Source organism: Actinomadura sp. NPDC049753, from assembly GCF_040674655.1.
Classification (GTDB): Bacteria; Actinomycetota; Actinomycetes; order Streptosporangiales; family Streptosporangiaceae; genus Spirillospora; species Spirillospora verrucosospora.
This window is the reverse complement of the sequence record NZ_JBFARL010000180.1, coordinates 1-15781: the sequence shown is the minus strand read 5'-3', so window position 1 is coordinate 15781 and position 15781 is coordinate 1. Positions and strand designations below refer to the sequence as shown.

12 protein-coding genes and 1 pseudogene are annotated in these 15781 nt (G+C 75.0%); 5 read left to right on the top strand and 8 right to left on the bottom strand.

Annotation, left to right across the window (positions count from 1 at the left end; translation table 11 throughout):
- Positions 1–84: 84 nt before the first annotated feature.
- The 3 genes from AB0K37_RS32630 to AB0K37_RS32620 are packed head-to-tail and all read left to right on the top strand — an operon-like array spanning position 85 to position 6006.
- Positions 85–4320 carry a beta-ketoacyl synthase N-terminal-like domain-containing protein gene (locus AB0K37_RS32630; protein ID WP_363987535.1) on the top strand — a complete coding sequence of 1412 codons (4236 nt, stop codon included), beginning with the start codon at positions 85–87 and terminating at the stop codon, positions 4318–4320.
- Positions 4321–4360: 40 nt separating this feature from the next.
- Entirely contained in the window at positions 4361–5572 is a 1212-nt protein-coding gene (locus tag AB0K37_RS32625; RefSeq protein WP_363987533.1) for a nucleotide disphospho-sugar-binding domain-containing protein, read from the top strand.
- A 44-nt stretch (positions 5573–5616) separates the two neighbouring features.
- The gene (locus tag AB0K37_RS32620; protein ID WP_363987532.1) at positions 5617–6006 is read left to right on the top strand and encodes a RidA family protein; all 390 of its coding nucleotides are present in this window, start codon (positions 5617–5619) and stop codon (positions 6004–6006) included.
- Positions 6007–6198: 192 nt separating this feature from the next.
- Here the strand turns inward: AB0K37_RS32620 and AB0K37_RS32615 are convergent, their stop codons facing one another.
- The 7 genes from AB0K37_RS32615 to AB0K37_RS32585 form a co-directional block, all read right to left on the bottom strand.
- The gene (locus AB0K37_RS32615; RefSeq protein WP_363987530.1) at positions 6199–6711 is read right to left on the bottom strand and encodes a DinB family protein; all 513 of its coding nucleotides are present in this window, start codon (positions 6709–6711) and stop codon (positions 6199–6201) included.
- Positions 6712–7749 carry an NADP-dependent oxidoreductase gene (locus AB0K37_RS32610; protein ID WP_363987528.1) on the bottom strand — a complete coding sequence of 346 codons (1038 nt, stop codon included), beginning with the start codon at positions 7747–7749 and terminating at the stop codon, positions 6712–6714. It lies immediately after the preceding gene.
- 16 nt (positions 7750–7765) lie between these two features.
- Positions 7766–8359 carry a TetR family transcriptional regulator gene (locus AB0K37_RS32605; protein ID WP_363987527.1) on the bottom strand — a complete coding sequence of 198 codons (594 nt, stop codon included), beginning with the start codon at positions 8357–8359 and terminating at the stop codon, positions 7766–7768.
- Between the two features lie 4 nt (positions 8360–8363).
- Positions 8364–8990, bottom strand: coding sequence for a DsbA family oxidoreductase (locus AB0K37_RS32600; protein ID WP_363987525.1), 627 nt, complete (start codon positions 8988–8990; stop codon positions 8364–8366).
- Positions 8991–9004: 14 nt separating this feature from the next.
- Positions 9005–9475 (bottom strand): hypothetical protein, encoded by a 471-nt coding sequence (locus tag AB0K37_RS32595; RefSeq protein WP_363987523.1) that lies wholly within the window; start codon positions 9473–9475, stop codon positions 9005–9007.
- Between the two features lies 1 nt (position 9476).
- Complete coding sequence (locus AB0K37_RS32590) at positions 9477–10115, bottom strand: zinc-binding dehydrogenase (RefSeq protein ID WP_363987521.1); 639 nt, start codon at positions 10113–10115, stop codon at positions 9477–9479.
- Between the two features lie 137 nt (positions 10116–10252).
- The gene (locus AB0K37_RS32585; protein WP_363987537.1) at positions 10253–10522 is read right to left on the bottom strand and encodes a DUF664 domain-containing protein; all 270 of its coding nucleotides are present in this window, start codon (positions 10520–10522) and stop codon (positions 10253–10255) included.
- Between AB0K37_RS32585 and AB0K37_RS32580 the strand changes: the two are divergent.
- Positions 10466–10737, top strand: a pseudogene (locus AB0K37_RS32580) (aldo/keto reductase); the annotation flags it as partial. The gene AB0K37_RS32585 and the pseudogene AB0K37_RS32580 sit on opposite strands and share 57 nt — an antisense overlap.
- 47 nt (positions 10738–10784) lie before the next feature.
- On the opposite strand, the gene AB0K37_RS32575 reads toward AB0K37_RS32580, so the two are convergent.
- Positions 10785–13496 (bottom strand): ATP-binding protein, encoded by a 2712-nt coding sequence (locus AB0K37_RS32575; RefSeq protein ID WP_363987519.1) that lies wholly within the window; start codon positions 13494–13496, stop codon positions 10785–10787.
- Between the two features lie 228 nt (positions 13497–13724).
- Here AB0K37_RS32575 and AB0K37_RS32570 point away from each other — a divergent pair.
- On the top strand, positions 13725–15781 hold a 2057-nt coding region (locus AB0K37_RS32570; RefSeq protein ID WP_363987517.1), incomplete at its 3' end, for a hypothetical protein.

The window sequence follows — 15781 nt, the reverse complement described above, 5'->3', positions numbered from 1 at the left end:
GAGGGCCGTTGTGGGGGGCGGTGCCAGTGGAGGACTCCGCCGGGATGGTGGTGCTCAGGCCGCGACCTGCCGCTCACGACGGAGGTGGTCGGTGGCGCCGGGGCGCTGTTCCCCGGCGCGGGCTCGGCGGCGGAGCTGTGGCGCAACGTCCTCGAGGGCGTCGACGCGATCGGCGACGTGCCGCCCGGCCGCTGGGACCCCGCGCTCTACTACGACCCCGGCGCGTACGGGCGGGAGCCGGAGAGCGACCGGTTCTACTGCCGGCGCGGCGGGTTCGTGGACGAGCTGGCCACCGTCGACCCGGCCAGGTTCGGGATCGTCCCGGCGGCGGTGCGGGGCATGGAGCCCGACCACCTGCTGGCGCTGCGCGCGGCCGGGGACGCGATCGCGGACGCGGGCGGCGCCGAGCGGCTGCCCGACCGGTCCCGGATCGGCGTCGTCCTCGGGCGCGGCGGCTTCATCACCCCGGGCGCGGCACGGGCCGACCAGCGGGTCAGGACCTCCCACCAGGTCGCCGCGATCCTCGGCGAGCTGGTGCCCGAACTCGGGCCGCGGCGCCTGGCGGAGATCCGCCGGGCGTTCTGCGAGCGGCTCGGCCCCGACGATCCCGACGCCTCGGCCGGGCTGCTGCCGAGCTTCGCCGCGGCCCGCGTCGCGGACCGGTTCGACCTGCGCGGCCCCGCCTACACGCTCGACGCGGCGTGCGCGTCGTCGCTCCTCGCGGTCGAGCACGCCGTCCGGGCGCTGCGCGGCGGGCACGCCGACGCGATGCTCGCGGGCGGCGTCCACCACGCGCACCACGCCACGGTGTGGAGCGTCTTCAGCCGGCTCCGCGCGCTGAGCCCGAGCGAGACGATCCGGCCGTTCGACCGCGCCGCCGACGGGACGCTCCTCTCGGAGGGGACGGGCGTCGTCCTGCTCAAGCGGCTGTCGGACGCGCGGCGGGCCGGGGACCGCGTCCACGCGGTGATCCTGGGCGCCGGATCGTCCAGCGACGGGCGCGCCGCGAGCGTCCTGAGCCCGATGGTGGACGGGCAGGTCCTCGCGGTCGAGCGGGCGTGGCGGGACGCGGGCCTGGACCCGGCCGCACCCGGCGCGGTGGGGCTGATCGAGGCGCACGGCACCGGCGCCCCGGCGGGCGACGAGGCGGAGCTGGCGACGCTGCGCCGGGTGTTCGGCACCGCCGGCCCGCCGATCGGTCTCGGCACGGTCAAGTCGATGATCGGGCACGCGATGCCGGCCGCCGGGATCGCCGGGCTGCTCAAGGCCGCGTTCGCGCTGCGCGACGGCGTCCTGCCGCCGACGCTGCACGTCGACGACCCGCATCCGGCGCTGGACGGCGGGCGGCTGCGGCTCGTCCGGGAGGCCGCGGAGTGGGCCCGGGAGGGCGGCCCCCGCAGGGCGGCGGTCAACGCGTTCGGGTTCGGCGGCGCCAACGCGCACGTGGTCCTGGAGGAGCCGCCCGCCGCCCGCAGGCCGCGGCGGCGCAGGCTCGACGCGCCGCCGTCGGACGAGGGCGTCCTGCGGCTGGCCGCGCGCACGACCGAGGAACTGGCCGAGACCCTGGCCGCCCCCGACGAGGAGCTCCTCGCCAAGGTCCGCGACGACGTCCCCGACCTTCCGTGCCGTCTCGCCATCGTCGGCCCGACGCCGCGCAGGCTCGACCTGGCGCGCGCCCTCGTCCAGCGCGGGACCGCCTGGCGGGGACGCAGCGACGTGTGGTTCGCGCCACGCCCCCTCCTCGCGGGCGGAGGGCGGCTGGCGTTCCTGTACCCCGGGTTCGAGGCCGCCTTCGACCCGCGCGTGGACGACGTCGCCGCGCATTTCGGCATGCCGGCGCCCGCGCTGACCGGCCGCACGGACCTGGCCGGGCACGCCGCCGACGTGCTGCGCGCCGGCCGTCTGCTGACCGCGGCGCTCGGCCGGCTCGGCGTCGAGCCCGACGTCGTCGCGGGCCACAGCCTCGGCGAGTGGACGGCGATGACCGCCGCCGGCGTCTGCGACGCGGACGCGGTCGAGGCGCTCCTCGCCGCCCTCGACGGCGAGGCCCTGGACGTCCCCGACGCCGTGTACGCGGCGCTCGGCTGCGGCGCGGCCCGGGTGCGGGAGGCCGTGGGCGCGCGGTCCGGCGTCGTCGTCAGCCACGACAACTGCCCGCACCAGTCGGTGGTCTGCGGCCCGGCCCGGGAGGTCCGCGAGGTCCTGGGGCGGCTCGCCTCCGAAGGGGTGCTCGGCCGGGAGCTGCCGTTCCGGTGGGGTTTCCACACCCCGCTCGCCGAGGCGTACGAGAAGCCGCTGCGGCGCTCGTTCGAGGCGCTGGACATCCGCGAACCCCACGTCCCGCTGTGGTCGGCGACCGCCGTCGCGCCGTTCCCGCGCCGACCCGCCGAGGTCCGCGAGCTGGTCGCGCGCCACCTGCTCGAACCCGTCCGGTTCGGCGAACTGGTCGAGGAGCTGTACGGCGCGGCGCACGTGCGGGCGTTCGTGCAGGTCGGGCCGGGCGGCCTCACCGAGTTCGTCGCCGACCGCCTCGGCGGCCGCGAGCACCTCGCCCTGGCCGTGAACGTGCCCAAGCGCGACGGGATGGCCCAGCTCCGCCGCGTCGTCGCCGCGCTGTGGACCGAGGGCTACGGCGCGTCCTCGCCGTCCCCGCCCTCGACGACGGGCATGCGCCTGGACCTCGGGACGCCGCTGGTCAGCCTGGACGGGGCCGTGGAGCCCGTCCGGCTCGGCCGCGGGCCTGCGCCGCTGCCCGCGGACGACCCCGTGCTGGCCGAGCTGGAGGCCCTGCTCGACGACGCCGCGAGCGGGGCGCAGTCGGTCCTGGAGGCGCTCGGCGGCGGCCCCCCGCCCCCGCCCGTCCCGGGCGAGGACGTCTCGCCGGTGGCCGCCGAGCTGAACGTCTCCCGCGTCTTCTCGGTCGAGTCGATGCCGTGGCTGCGCGACCACTGCGTCGTCCCGCAGCCCCCCGACTGGCCGGACATGTCGGACCGATTCCCGGTCGTTCCGCTGGCGGGGCTCCTGGAGGTCATGGCCGACACGGCACGCGAGCTCCTGCCCGACCTGGTGGTCGTCGGGTTCGAGAACGTCCGCGCGGTCCGCTGGCTCGTCGCAGCTCCGCCGACGGCGGCCGACATCCGCGCCTACCTCATCGAGTCGGCGGGGCGGCCCCGCAAGGTGAAGGTCGTCGTCAACGGCCACGCCGACGGGACGGTCCTGCTCGCCGAGCGCTACCCGGCGCCGCCCCTGCCGGACCGAACGCCGCTGAGCATCGAGGGGCCGCCCATCGTCACCGCCGAGCGGCTCTACGAGGAACGCTGGATGCACCACGGCCCCCTCTTCCGCGGCGTCACCGAGATCACGGCGCTCGCGGAGGACGGCGTCCGAGCCGTCCTGACCTCGCTGCCCACCCCGGGCGCGCTCATGGACGGCGCAGGGCAGCTCTGCGCCCACTGGATCCAGGTGTACGGCGACACCAACCAGACCGTCTTCCCGGTGGGAATCGAGCGGGTCGCCCTCTACGGGCCCACCCCGCCCCCAGGGGAGAACCTGGACACGACCATCTGGAACCAGTCCCTCACCGACACCACCATGCGCTGCTCAGCGGAGATGGTCACGGAGAACGGGAGGGTGTGGGCCCGCGTCGACGGATGGACGACCCACCGCTTCTACACCGACGAGGCGCTCTGGCGGATGAAGTTCACCCCCGAGGTGTCCGGAACGGGGGAGCTGCAACCCGGCCGCTGGTGCCTGGCCCGCAAGCGGTGGGACGGCACCGCGTCCCGCGACCTGCTGATGCGCCAGTACCTCTGCGCCGCCGAGCGCGCCGAGTACGAGGCCCTTCCCCCGTTCGCGCAGGGGCCGTGGCTGCTCGGACGGATCGCAGCCAAGGACGCCGTCCGCCACCACCTGTGGCGCGAGGGCCACGGGCCGCTGTTCCCCGCCGAGCTCACCGTCCGGGACGGCCCGGACGTGACGGGGCCGGTCGAGGAGCCGCTCACCCTCGCGATCGCCGCGGACGCCGACCTGGGCGTGGCCCTGGTCAGACCCGGGCGCGAATCCGCCGGCATCGGGCTCGCCCCGATGGGGGAGGGCGCGCGGATCCGCGCGGCGAAGCAGGCGGTGCTGCAGGCGGTGCTGCGGGGCACGGGCACCGGACCCGACCCCCTGGAACTGGTCGTGACCGTCGCCGACGCCGAACGGCTCCTGATCGCGGCGGGCGGCACGGTCACCACGGTGGAGACCCGCGAAGTCGAAGGACACGTCGTGGCCTGGACGGCCGCGTCCGGCGCGACGGACATGGAGGAGAGCCGAGTATGAACGACGCCGACCAGCCCCGGACGCCGGCGGGAGCCGCCCGGTGAGCGCCCGCCGTGTCCGGGTGCCGTCCCTGCTGGGCGATCCCGGGGTCGCGCGGGCGTGCACCCCGCCGCGCCGCTTCCTGTTCGCGGTCCCGCCGCTCGCCGGGCACGTCGCCGCGGTCGCCGCGGTCGCCGCCGAGCTCGCCCGCCGCGGCCACAAGATCGCCTGGACGGGACACCGCGCGTCCCTCGAACCCGGTCTGCGCCCCCGCTCGCGGATCTTCAGCGCCCTCGGCGACGGGGACGCGGCCCGCCTGTGCGACGACCGGATCCGGGGGCTCGGTCCCGCCGACCCGCGCTTCTGGGAGGAGTTCCTCGTCCCCCTCGGCCACGCGATGCTGCCCGGCGTGGAGACGGCCGTCGACCGGTTCCGCCCGCACGCGGTGGTCGGCGACCAGTTCGTCCTCGCGGCGCCCGTCGCGGCCCGCCGCCGCGAGATCCCCTGGGCCACGGCCGCGGCGACGCCGGCCGAGTTCACCCGCCCGCTCGCCGACCGGCCGGAGGACGAGCGGCGGGTGCGCGAGCGGATCGGCGCGTTCCAGCTCGACCACGGCATCGACGACCTGCTCGACCTGCGCTTCTCCGACCACCTCGTGGTGGTCTTCGCCACCGGCGCGCTGCTCGGCGACATCTCCTTCTTCCCCGACCACTTCGCGTTCGTGGGGCCCGTCCTCGGCCGTCCGGCGCCGAGCGCGTTCCCGTGGGACCGGCTGGACGGCCGTCCCGCCGTGCTCGTCTCGCTCGACACCGCCGACGACCTGTCACGCGAGCGGTTCCTCCAGGTCGCCGCCGAGGCCGTCCGCGAGCTGGACGTCCAGGCGGTCTTCGCGGCGCCGCCCGCCCTGGTGGGGGACGTGCCGCCGAACGTCATCGTCCGCGACCAGATTCCCCGGCCCAAACTCCTCGAACGGATGTCGGCGGTCGTCTGCGACGGCGGCTACGGCGCCGTGTGCGAGTCGCTGGCCCACGGACTCCCGCTGGTGGCCGCGCCGATCCGCGACGACCAGCCGATCATCGCGGGGCTGGTGGAGAAGGCGGGCGCGGGGACGGCGGTCCCGTTCGACGGCGTCCGGGCGGACGGGCTGCGCGCCGCCCTCGCGACCGTCCTGGCCGACGGCCCGCACCGCGCCGCCGCCGGGCGCGTCCGCGACTCCTTCGCCGCGGCGGGAGGCGCCGCCGAGGCCGCCGACCGCCTGGAGAAATTGGTCTGACCCCGCGGGCGGCCGCGAACCCGGACCGCTCCATACTTGCGGCCATGACGGAACGACGCGCGATCCTCAGCGGTTCGACCTTCGAGGAGCAGATCGGCTACGCCCGCGCCGTGGTGGACGGCGACCGGGTCCACGTCTCGGGCACGACCGGGTTCGACTACGCCACCATGACCATCTCCGACGACGTGGTGGAGCAGGCCGAGCAGTGCCTGCGCAACATCGAGGCCGCGCTCGCGGAGGCGGACTGCACGTTCGCCGACGTGGTGCGCGTCCGGTACCTGCTGCCCGAGCGCGCCGACTTCGAGCCCTGCTGGCCGGTGCTGCGGCGCCGCTTCGGCGAGGTGCGGCCGGCCGCGACGATGCAGGTGTGCGGGCTCGCCGACCCCCGCATGAAGATCGAGATCGAGGTCGACGCGCGGAGGGCGGGCAGGTAGGGCGGGGCGGCCTCGACCGTGTTTCGAAGTAGGCGGAGGCATCCGGAAATGGATGTGATCTCAAGGACGGCCTGACAGCGGGCGGGGAGCTTGCGGTATCTGGTGGCGACCGTGATCCCGGCCATCACGACGCCCGGTCCGGCTCACGTCCTCGCCGTCATCGAGTCGGCAGCAAGGTGGGACGGGCGCCGGTCAATGCTGTGCGCGGCGGAGGATCAGCAGCTGACCGATCTCTGAGACGTTCTTCATGAGCTCGATGTTCACCCAGGCGCACATGTCGGCGACGGTGCGGCCCGCCTCTTCGGGCCAGGGGAACGCCGATCGGTCGTCGAGGCGGTCGGTGGCCGACAGCGCCGTCCGCCACGCCTCGTGGACGCCCCCCAGCCATTCGGTGATCGACGCGCACGTGCCCGGCCAGGCGACGTCTTCGCGTGCCGGGATGCCGGTCTGCTTCAGATGAGCGAGCGCCGTGGTCCACCACCAGCCGATGTGCCAGGTCAGCCAGGCGATCGTGGGGGCCGGGACGGGAGTGGGCTCGACATCGGCGAAGTCGGGGGCCCAACCGCCCTCGACCTGGTGCATGGTCCAGTGCGACGGTGCCGGTTCCCAGAACAGGTCGCCGTCGCGCCACTGCTGTGCGTGGTAGTCGAGCAGTGCCCAAGCGGTGGCGAGCTGCTGTTGGAGTACCTGCCTGACATCGGTCATTCAATCCGCTTTCGCTTCGGCCGCGTTCACCCTGACCAACTGCTTGCCGAGGTTGGCGCCGTCGAAAAGGCGCTGCAACGCGGCCGGGGCGTTGGCGAGGCCGTCGACGACGTCCTCGGCCCAGCGCAGCTCGCCCGCCGATACCCAGCCGGCGAGACGAGAGAGCGCTTGGGGGAAAAGGGGCTGGTGGTCGAGGAAGATGAACCCCTCCATGCGCGCTCGCCGGAACGCGAGCTGCATGTAGTTGGCGGGGCCCGCGCCGTATCCCTCTGCCGTGTAGCCGGACGAGATCGACCCGCACAGCGCGATGCGCGCGTGAAGGGCGAGCCGGTCGAGCGCGTTCTCCAGCAGCACGCCGCCCACGTTGTCGAAGACGGCGGTGAGCCCGTCGGGCGCGAACTCGCGCAGCGCGTCCGGGACGCTCTCGGTGCGGTAGTCCACGCACGCGTCGAACTTCGCGACGTCCCTCACCCAGGCGACCTTCTCGGCCGAGCCGGCGGTGCCGATCACCCGGGCGCCCAGAAGCCGCGCGATCTGCCCGGCCAGGGAGCCGACGCTGCCCGCCGCGCCGGTGACCAGCACCGTGTCTGTCTCGGTGACGTCCAGGACAGCGGTCATTCCGACGAACGCCGTCAGCCCGCTGACGCCGAAGACGGTGAGCATGTGACGCGGATCGATGCCCTCCGGCACCGGGTTGACCCCGAACAGGCCGCCCTCGCGCGCGACGACGTACTCCCGCCACCCCAGGACGCCGTAGACCCACTGGCCTTCTGGCAGCGCCGGGTTCCGGGAGGCCACCACACGCCCGACACCGCTGCCGCGCATCACCTCGCCGATCCCGACCGGCGCCGTGTAGGTGGCGCCAGGGTTGAGCCACGTGCGCTGAGTGGCGTCGATACCCAGCCAGACGACCTCGACCAGGGCTTCGCCGTCGTCGAGTGTCGGCATGGGGGTGCGCTTCTCGGCGAACGTGCCCGGGGTGATCCCACCGGTCGGGCGTTCACGAAGCACCAGCTCGCGGAAGGTCCGCACGGGCATGACCCAAGCCTCTCGATCAGGGGGCCGAGCGTGTCGCTCGGCAGAACGTGGCGACAAGCTCGTCGCTGACGGCGTCGACGGGAGCTCCGTGGGCGACCCGCAGTCCTTCGGCATCGAGGGTGCGGCGCAGCATCGAGGCCATCATGACGGGGTCGAAGTGGCGCAGCTCGCCGTTGCGCTGCCCCTCCTCCAACAGCGCGACGACGTCGGCCAGCGACGCCGCCACGAGCTCGTCGTAGACGCCGGCCGCCGCCGCGGCGCGGTGCGCCACGACCGCGACCAGGGCGCGCGTCTGCACCGGACGCCGCGCGCAGTACAGAAGGAAGCCGCGGACATAGGCCGCGAGCCGGTCCAGCACGCTGCCCTCACCGCGCAGCACGGCGACCAGCTCCGGCCCCACGCTCCCGACCACGTGATCGACGACGGCGTCGAGGATCTCCTCCCTGTTCTCGAAGTTGCTGTGGTAAGCGCCACGGCTGTACCCGGCCGCCTCCGCGATCGCCTCGACCGAGGTCGCGGCGACCCCGCGCTCGGCGAACAAACGCATCGCCGACTCCACCAGCTCTTCACGCGTGCGCAGCCGACGCTCAGCGCGCGTCTCCCGTGCCATGCCATCAATATACATCACCGTATCCGGATACGGTGATGTATGTGAGTGCTCTCCCTTGGCCCGCGTCGGCTGAAGGGTCGCCGCCGCCGAGGGGTTCGCCCGCCGACTCGCCTCGGCCGGACGGGTCCGCGGTCGTTCTAACGCCCCCCTCAGAAGCCTTGCCAGCGTCGCCGGTAAGGAGTTCGGCGGTCCGCGTGGGGTCCAGACCGGCATCGGCGGCGAGGGCCTTCAGCACGTCGGGGTCGGCGATGTTGAGCCCTTCGGTGTGGTGGCCGTGCATGAGGCGTTCGAGGACCTGGTCGGCCAGGCCGCAGGAGGCCCCCAGGTGAACCAGGCGGTGGGCGTCGAAGGAGTTGACCGGCCGGGCCTTGTCCAGCTTCAGAGTCAGGCCCTCGGCGGCGCCCAGGGCCTGGATCCGGGCGACGCGGGCGGCGGCCTGCGCGGGGTCGGGCTGGTAGGCGGCGATGACTTCGGCGGCCGTGGGGCCGGGAACGCGCGAGCCCTCCGGGTCGAGCTCGCGACTGCGCCAGAGGAGCCCGGCTCCCGGAGCGTCGCGCAGGGCGGCGGTGAGCCGGCGCTTGCCGATGTAGCACCAGGGGCACAGGACGTCGAAGTAGACCTCGGCTCGCATGGACGGTGTTCCCTTCATTCGGCGGGAGAGGGGGCGAGATCGGCGGTGGGGGCCTCGTCACGCTGCGCGGGCTCGCGGCACAACATGAAGGTCAGCAGGGCCAGGGCCGCCAGCAGCGGGACGAGGACGATCGCGTGGACGTGGAGGCTGTGGGCGAACGCGTCCCGAGCGGCCTCGGCCAGCGCGCCGCCCGGCCCAGGGGGGAGCCGGCCCGCCGCCTCCAGCGCGGCCGGCAGCGTCTCGCGGGCGGCCGCCGCGGCACCGGCGGGAACGCCCTCGGGCAGGTGTCCGGCCAGATGGCGGCCGTAGACGGCGGTGGCCACGCTGCCCAGCACGGCGATGCCGAGGGCGCCGCCGAGTTCCGCGCCCGTCTCGGAGATCGCCGAGGCGGCTCCGGCGCGCTCGGGCGGCGCGGACTTCAGCAGCACGGCCAGGGCGGCCCATGCACGGATTCCGGCGGTGGCCGTCGGTCGGATCGAGGGCATGTCACCCCTCCCGGACGCTGCCGACGGCCAGCAAGGTCTTGCCCAGGGTGGCGCGGGCCTCGATCGAGCGGGCGCGCAGGTCGGCCGGATCGTGCGCGGCCTCCGTCCCGCCGGCCATCCCGTACACGCTCACGCGCCCGCCGTCGCGGAGCGCCCGGACGGCCTCGGTGCCGACGGCCCCGCCGACACCGTCGAAGACCAGGTCGACACCCCTGCCCCCGGTGGCGGCGCGTACCTCGTCCAGCCAGCCGGGCCGGGAGTAGTCGACGAAGGCGGCGGCCCCAAGGTCCATGACGGGCCGCGACTTCCGGTCGCTCCCGGCCGCGCCGATCACGCGAGCGCCGGCGGCCGACGCCAGCTGCACCAGCAGGCTGCCCACACCGCCCGCCGCCGCCTCCACCAGCACGTGCTCGTCCCGGCGCACCTGCGCCCGCCGATGCAGTGACAGCGCGGTGCGTCCGTCGGCGACCAGCGCGACCGCGTCCCGGAGGGCCACGCCCTCGGGAACCGGAACGAGGTCCTCGGCCCGGGCGGTCGCCACTTCGGCGTATCCGGGGCGGGGCTCGGGGGCGGGGACGTCCCGTGCCCGCAGCACCTCGGGCCCGCCGAACTCCTCCATCACCACGGCACGCGCCGGCAACCCCTCCCTGCCGGGGACCGCTCCGACAGCCGACCTCTTCTCCGGGCGCTGGGAGCACCGCCCGGCGTCCGAGGACGCGCCGGACCGCAACGGCCGCTCGGGGTGACCGCCCGGCGGCGCCGTACGCCGGCGGGACGTCAGCGGTCGGTCGCGCCGTCGATCTGCTCGCGGAGGATGTCGGCGTGGCCCGCGTGGCGGCCGGTCTCCTCGATCATGTGGGTCAGCGCCCAGCGGACGCTGGGGGCGGGACGTCCCGGCTGGGGGAGGGGCGCCCCGAGATCGGCGCACCCGTCGAGCACCTCGTTGGCGCGCTCGACCGCCTCCCGGTAGCGGGCCACGATCTCGCCCACGCCGACGGCGTCGCGTACGTGCCCTTCTTCCCCCTCGGAGGCTTCACCCCGCTCCAGTCCACGGCGCTCTCGGCGGTCGCCGCCCGGAGACGACACCGATGTCCGTCGCCCTGGCCTGGCTGCTGCGGCGATCACCGAACATCCTGCTCATCCCCGGCACGTCGTCGACGGCACACCCGCGCGAGAACATCGCCGGCGCGGGACTGCCCCTCTCTCCAGAGGACCTGACCGCGCTGGACGAAATCGGGGCCGCAGCAACTCCCACCGAGTGAGCAGGCGGGCGCTATGACCCCGCCTGCGCGCGCTGCTCCGGCACCGCCTAGCCGGCGGGGACGAAGGAGTCGAGGAGGCCGCCGAGGTTGCCGAGGGGGGACGCCGCCTCGCGGAGGCGGTCGGGCCAGTCGGGGTCGGTGCGCTGGGCGCCCACCGCGTTCTCCAGCCCGTGGGAGGAGCCCCACAGCGCCAGGTCGCGGGCGGTGGCGTCGCGCTGGTCGCGTTCCCACCAGGCGCTGACGGTGCGGAACTGCGCGGCCAGCGTGTCACCGGGGATCGCGCGCCCGTAGCGGCTCTCCCACTCCCCGCTCCGCGGATGGCGCCCGCCGTCGGGAGCCGCTCGCCGCGCCTCCCCGAGCTCCTCCAGCAGGAGGCACCACCGGTACGGGGCGGCGAAGAACTCCACCTCGTCCGCGGCGCACGCGCTTCCCCGCTGGATCGCGGCCAGATGGTCGGCCACACCGGCGGGGGCGGCGCGGGACGCGACGGCCGCGTCCACCGCGTGCGAGACGGCGCAGTCGCGGATGCGGTGCGGCAGCCCGTCCAGGACGGAGGGGGACGGGCGGGGAGAACCCCAGCCGGTCAGGTGGGCGGCGGCGGCGAGCTCCGCCCACACCACCAGCTCGGAACGGTCGGACAGGACCCGCTGGGCGGTGCGCATGTCCCGCAGCGTGCAGGGGGAGTCGCGGCAGTCCGCCCCGCACGTCCCGCTGCGGGGGGTCACCAGCGCGCGGGGCGAGGCCGTGGGCGGCGCGGCCTCCTCCAGGCGCGAGCCGTCCGGCATCCGGACCAGGTGCGGGTAGTCCATGCCGTCGGTGAACACCGCGCCCTCGCCCGGCGTGAGCGTGACGAGGAACTGCGACTGCCCCTCGGTGATGTTCATCGTGGCGCCGACCGCGTCCCGGTCGTCCTTCGCGGGCAGCCGGTGGACGATCTTGACGGCGGTGTTCTTGATGACGTCCGGGACGAGCTTGGACGGGATCTGCTCCGCCACGATCAGCCCCTCCCCGTACGCGCGGATCTCCGCCAGCAGGCTCGCGAACGTCTCCACCGCGTGGGACGCGGGACCGGCCTGCTCGCTGCGGCGCAGCAGCCGGTGCGCCTCCTCGAACACGCTGAGGTGCCGCAGCCCGGGCGGCGCGCCCCGCCGCTGCCGCAGCCGCAGGTGCTCGACCAGCCGAACGAGGACGGTGCCCATCAGGAACGCCTTGTCGCGGTCGTCCCCGACGTCCTCGATCTCCAGGACGACGTTGCGGGCGAGCAGCGCGTCGAAGTCGATGGGGTGGCCGCCCTCGAAGAACCGGCCGGTGGTGCCGAGCCGCAGGCTGGACAGCCGGACCCGGATGAAGCCGCGCACGTTGTCGGTGATCTCCTGGCCGTAGCCGATCTCGTCGACGACCTGCTCGGCGGTGGCCTGGAGGTCGGCCAGCGTCGGGTAGCGCGGCGCGGTGCCCGGCACGGCCGGCTCGCCGAGCGCGAGGTCCCAGCCGAGCCGCTCGTAGCAGCGGGTCAGCGCCGCCGCGAGCACCTGCGGGAACGGCTCGTCGGCCTCGAACGCCGCGAGGAACAGGGCGCGGACGAGGTCCGCGTGGGTCTGCAGCGGGAACGGCCGCCCGTCCGGTCCGGTCGCCGGTTCGAGCGGGTTGATCCCGGCCGCGATCGCCTCGGCGTCCCCCGGGCGGATCGTGACGACCTCCGCGTCCGGGAGCCGCGCCGCCATCAGCCGGTACTCCGCCTTCGCGGGCTCGACCACCAGCCACGGCAGCCCCGCCCCCGACGCGGCCGCGAGCAGCGACCGGACGGTCTGCGACTTCCCGGCGCCGGTCGCGCCGCACACGAACGTGTGCCGGTTCAGGCTGGACAGCGGCAGCGATATCGGGCCCACGTCGCGGCGGTTGCGGTCCAGGACCCGTCCCAGCGCGACCCCGCCGCCGGGCGACTCGGGCGTGACGTCGAACTCCGGCCGCATCACGAACCGGACTCCGGCGACCTCGCGGACGGGCGGACGGGCCAGCGCCGCGACGAGCTGCGTGCTCGCCTCGAACGGCCCCGCCGCGCCGGGGACCAGCGCGTACGGCAGGCGCCCGAGGTCCGCCGACGCGCACACGAGCGCCGCGACCCGCGCGGCGGCCCGCGGCGTCGCCGCCCCGGCCGCCAGGTGCACCCGCCAGAGGCCCGACGTGGCGGCCTGGCGCAGCTCGCGGTGCCGTTTCTCCATCCGGAGGGCCGCGACCGAGTCCTCCGGCGACAGCTCCGCCATCGACCGGGCCCGCTGCTGCCGGTCGGCCAGGTCGTCGGCGAGGCGCCGCGCCTCGTCCGGGTCGACGGGCTCGGCGACCAGCATCCAGGCGAACGGCTGCATCCACACCCCGAGCAGGCCGTCCTCCAGGGACGGCCGCGCGGGCTCCTCCGGCGGGGGATCCTCCACGAGCAGACCGTCGGAGATGCCGCCGATGCTCACCCAGTGCGGCATCGAGTCCTCGCCGACGCCCTCGGGCAGCAGCGTGCCGCGCCCGCCCGCGGGAAGGCTCAGGGTCGCCGCGCGCCCGTCGAGGTCGGCGACGAGGCCGTCCCCGCCGACGAACACCTCCGTGGGGCCGAACGCCTCCGCGCGCCGCCAGCCGACGAGCACCGGCTCCCTGCCCGCGTGGTAGGCCGAGACCAGCGCCGCGAGCCGCTGGTCGCGCCACTCGTCCCGCCCGTCGGTCTCGTCAGGGCGGGGGACCTCCGTCAGCCGGCACACCGGAAGGCCGCGCACGACGTCCCACATGGTCAGCCGCGCCGGCGGGCCGGGCCGGACATTTTCGCGATCTCGCCTCGGTCCAAGGTCATGAGCAGTCAGGCTATTGAGCAAGGACCCCTTTGGGAAGGCCGTTTCCCCGTGAGGGGCCTGACAAGTCACATGTCAATCTGCTTGGGTTATTTGCGGCGTATCGAGCGGGGCGGGACGGGGGTTCGGATCGTGAGGGCGGTCGACCATGGGGGATTGCTGTCGCGCCGCGAACGGCTCTTCACCCCCGATCCCCGTCTCGGCTGGGTGTTCCGCGACCGCTGGTGGTTCCTGCGCCCCTTCCCGGAAGCGCCGCCCCAGCAGCAGGCGCTGCCCGACTACCTGGCGCGCCGGGTCGTCCAGACCGAGCAGCTCGCGCAGCGCAGGCTGAACCGGACGCTCCCGGTGAGCGCGGCGATCGCGATGGTCCTCGTGCTCTTCGCCGCCTGCTCGGCAGGCGGATCCGAGTCCGTCTCGGTCGGCTCGCTCCTGCTGGCCGCCATCGTCCTCGCCCCCGGCGCGGCGCTGACCTGGTGGGCCGTGCGGCAGCGGCAGAGCGCCCGGCAGGCCCACGACCTGGCCCAGCAGCAGATCATCGGCGGCTACCAGGACCAGGCGCGGCAGTGGCACGCGCGCAAGCAGGCACACGACGCCGCGGAGCGCGCGCGGCTGCACGACCTGCCCGAATGGGGCGCGGCCCGGCGGCCCGGCCGCCGCCTGGACGTGTTCGGCGGCACGCTCTGGGCGTGGGAGGCGCTCCTCACCACCTACGGGACGTCCACCCTCGCCGTCCAGCCGCTGCTCGTGCTCGACCTGTCCCGCGAGGTCGTCAGCCGCGAACTGGTCGAGCTCGCGCAGGCCGCGTGGATGGGCGTGGACGCGCAGCTGCTGCCCAGCCGCCAGGCCTCCTCCGGCCTGCTGGCCGACCTGCCGCCCCGCGACCTGGTCGACGCGATCGTCGAGTCCATGCACGGCGGCACGCCCGACGCCGCGCGCGCCGACCGCAGCATGGACGACCGGATCCTCACCAAGGTCTGCGGCGCGCTCGGCGACGACGTCACGCTCGGCCGGATCGCGGCGGCCCTGCGAGCCCTGATGGGCGAGCCCGACGACGGCGACGCGCTGACCCGCGACGAGCGGCGCCACATCGCGAACGAGCTGTTCACCGTGGAGTACCGGCGGCAGGCCCACGCGAACCTGTCGCGGATCGAGTCCTACATCCACCCGCTGGAGGACCTCGGGACCGCGCCCGCCGAGAGGGAGGGCCCCGGCTACCTGACCTGCGTCGCGCTCGACAGCCAGGCCCGCAACGTCCGCTCCGAGCTGCTGACCGACCTCATCGTCCAGTGGGTGACGCACCGCATCACCGCGTCGCAGGCCTCCACGCCCGCCCTCGTCGTCGCCGGCGCGGACGAGCTGGCCCGCCGCCACCTCGAACGCCTCTCCGACGCCTGCGAGCGCCGCGGCGTCCCGCTGACCCTGCTGTTCCGGCACCTGCGGGAGACCTCCGCGGAGATGATCGGCGGCGGCGCCGTCGCGTTCATGCGGCTCGGCAACCACGAGGACGCGGCCCGCGCCGCCGACTTCATCGGGCGCGACCACCGCTTCGTCCTGTCGCAGATCACCAAGAACGTCGGCGGGAACGAGTCCCACACCACCACCGAGACCGAGGGCACGGGCGACTCCGAGACCTACAGCACCAGCCGCACCATCGGGACGTCCCGCAACTGGGGGACGAGCCGCTCGTCCGGCACCACCTACTCGGGAGGCGAGATGTTCGGGCTCTTCCCCGACCGCTCGACGTCCTACCAGCGCGGCAGCAACCGGGGCGGCTCGACCAGCACCAGCGACACCGAGGGCACCTCCACGTCCACCTCGCGGAACTGGTCGGCCGCCTACTCCTACGCGGAGGGGACCAACTGGAGCGACGCCGACACCACGCAGCGCGTGTACGAGTACGTCGTCGAACCCGTCACCCTCCAGCACCTGCCCGACCACGCCCTGCTGCTGGTCGAGTCGGCGCCCGGCGGCGGCCGCACGATCACGCCCGTCGAGTGCGATCCGGCCATCATCACGCTGGACCGCGTCACCACCGGCCCCCTCCCGGACCCTCCGCCCCCGCAGCAGGCGCTCCCCGCCCCCGGCCCGGCGCTGGCCTCGCCCGGCCCGGCACCCCAGCTCCAGCAGTGGGGCGCGCCGTCCGCCCCGCAGTGGGCCGAGGGTCAGCGAGGCGGGGCTCAGCGCCGCGGCCCCGATGCCCTGCAGCACCCGCC

Coding starts and splice junctions, on each gene's coding strand:
- AB0K37_RS32620 (WP_363987532.1), top strand. CDS start 5,617: ATGACGGAACGACGCGCGATCCTCAGCGGTTCGACCTTCGAGGAGCAG.
- AB0K37_RS32615 (WP_363987530.1), bottom strand. CDS start 6,711: ATGACCGATGTCAGGCAGGTACTCCAACAGCAGCTCGCCACCGCTTGG.
- AB0K37_RS32610 (WP_363987528.1), bottom strand. CDS start 7,749: ATGCCCGTGCGGACCTTCCGCGAGCTGGTGCTTCGTGAACGCCCGACC.
- AB0K37_RS32605 (WP_363987527.1), bottom strand. CDS start 8,359: ATGGCACGGGAGACGCGCGCTGAGCGTCGGCTGCGCACGCGTGAAGAG.
- AB0K37_RS32600 (WP_363987525.1), bottom strand. CDS start 8,990: ATGCGAGCCGAGGTCTACTTCGACGTCCTGTGCCCCTGGTGCTACATC.
- AB0K37_RS32595 (WP_363987523.1), bottom strand. CDS start 9,475: ATGCCCTCGATCCGACCGACGGCCACCGCCGGAATCCGTGCATGGGCC.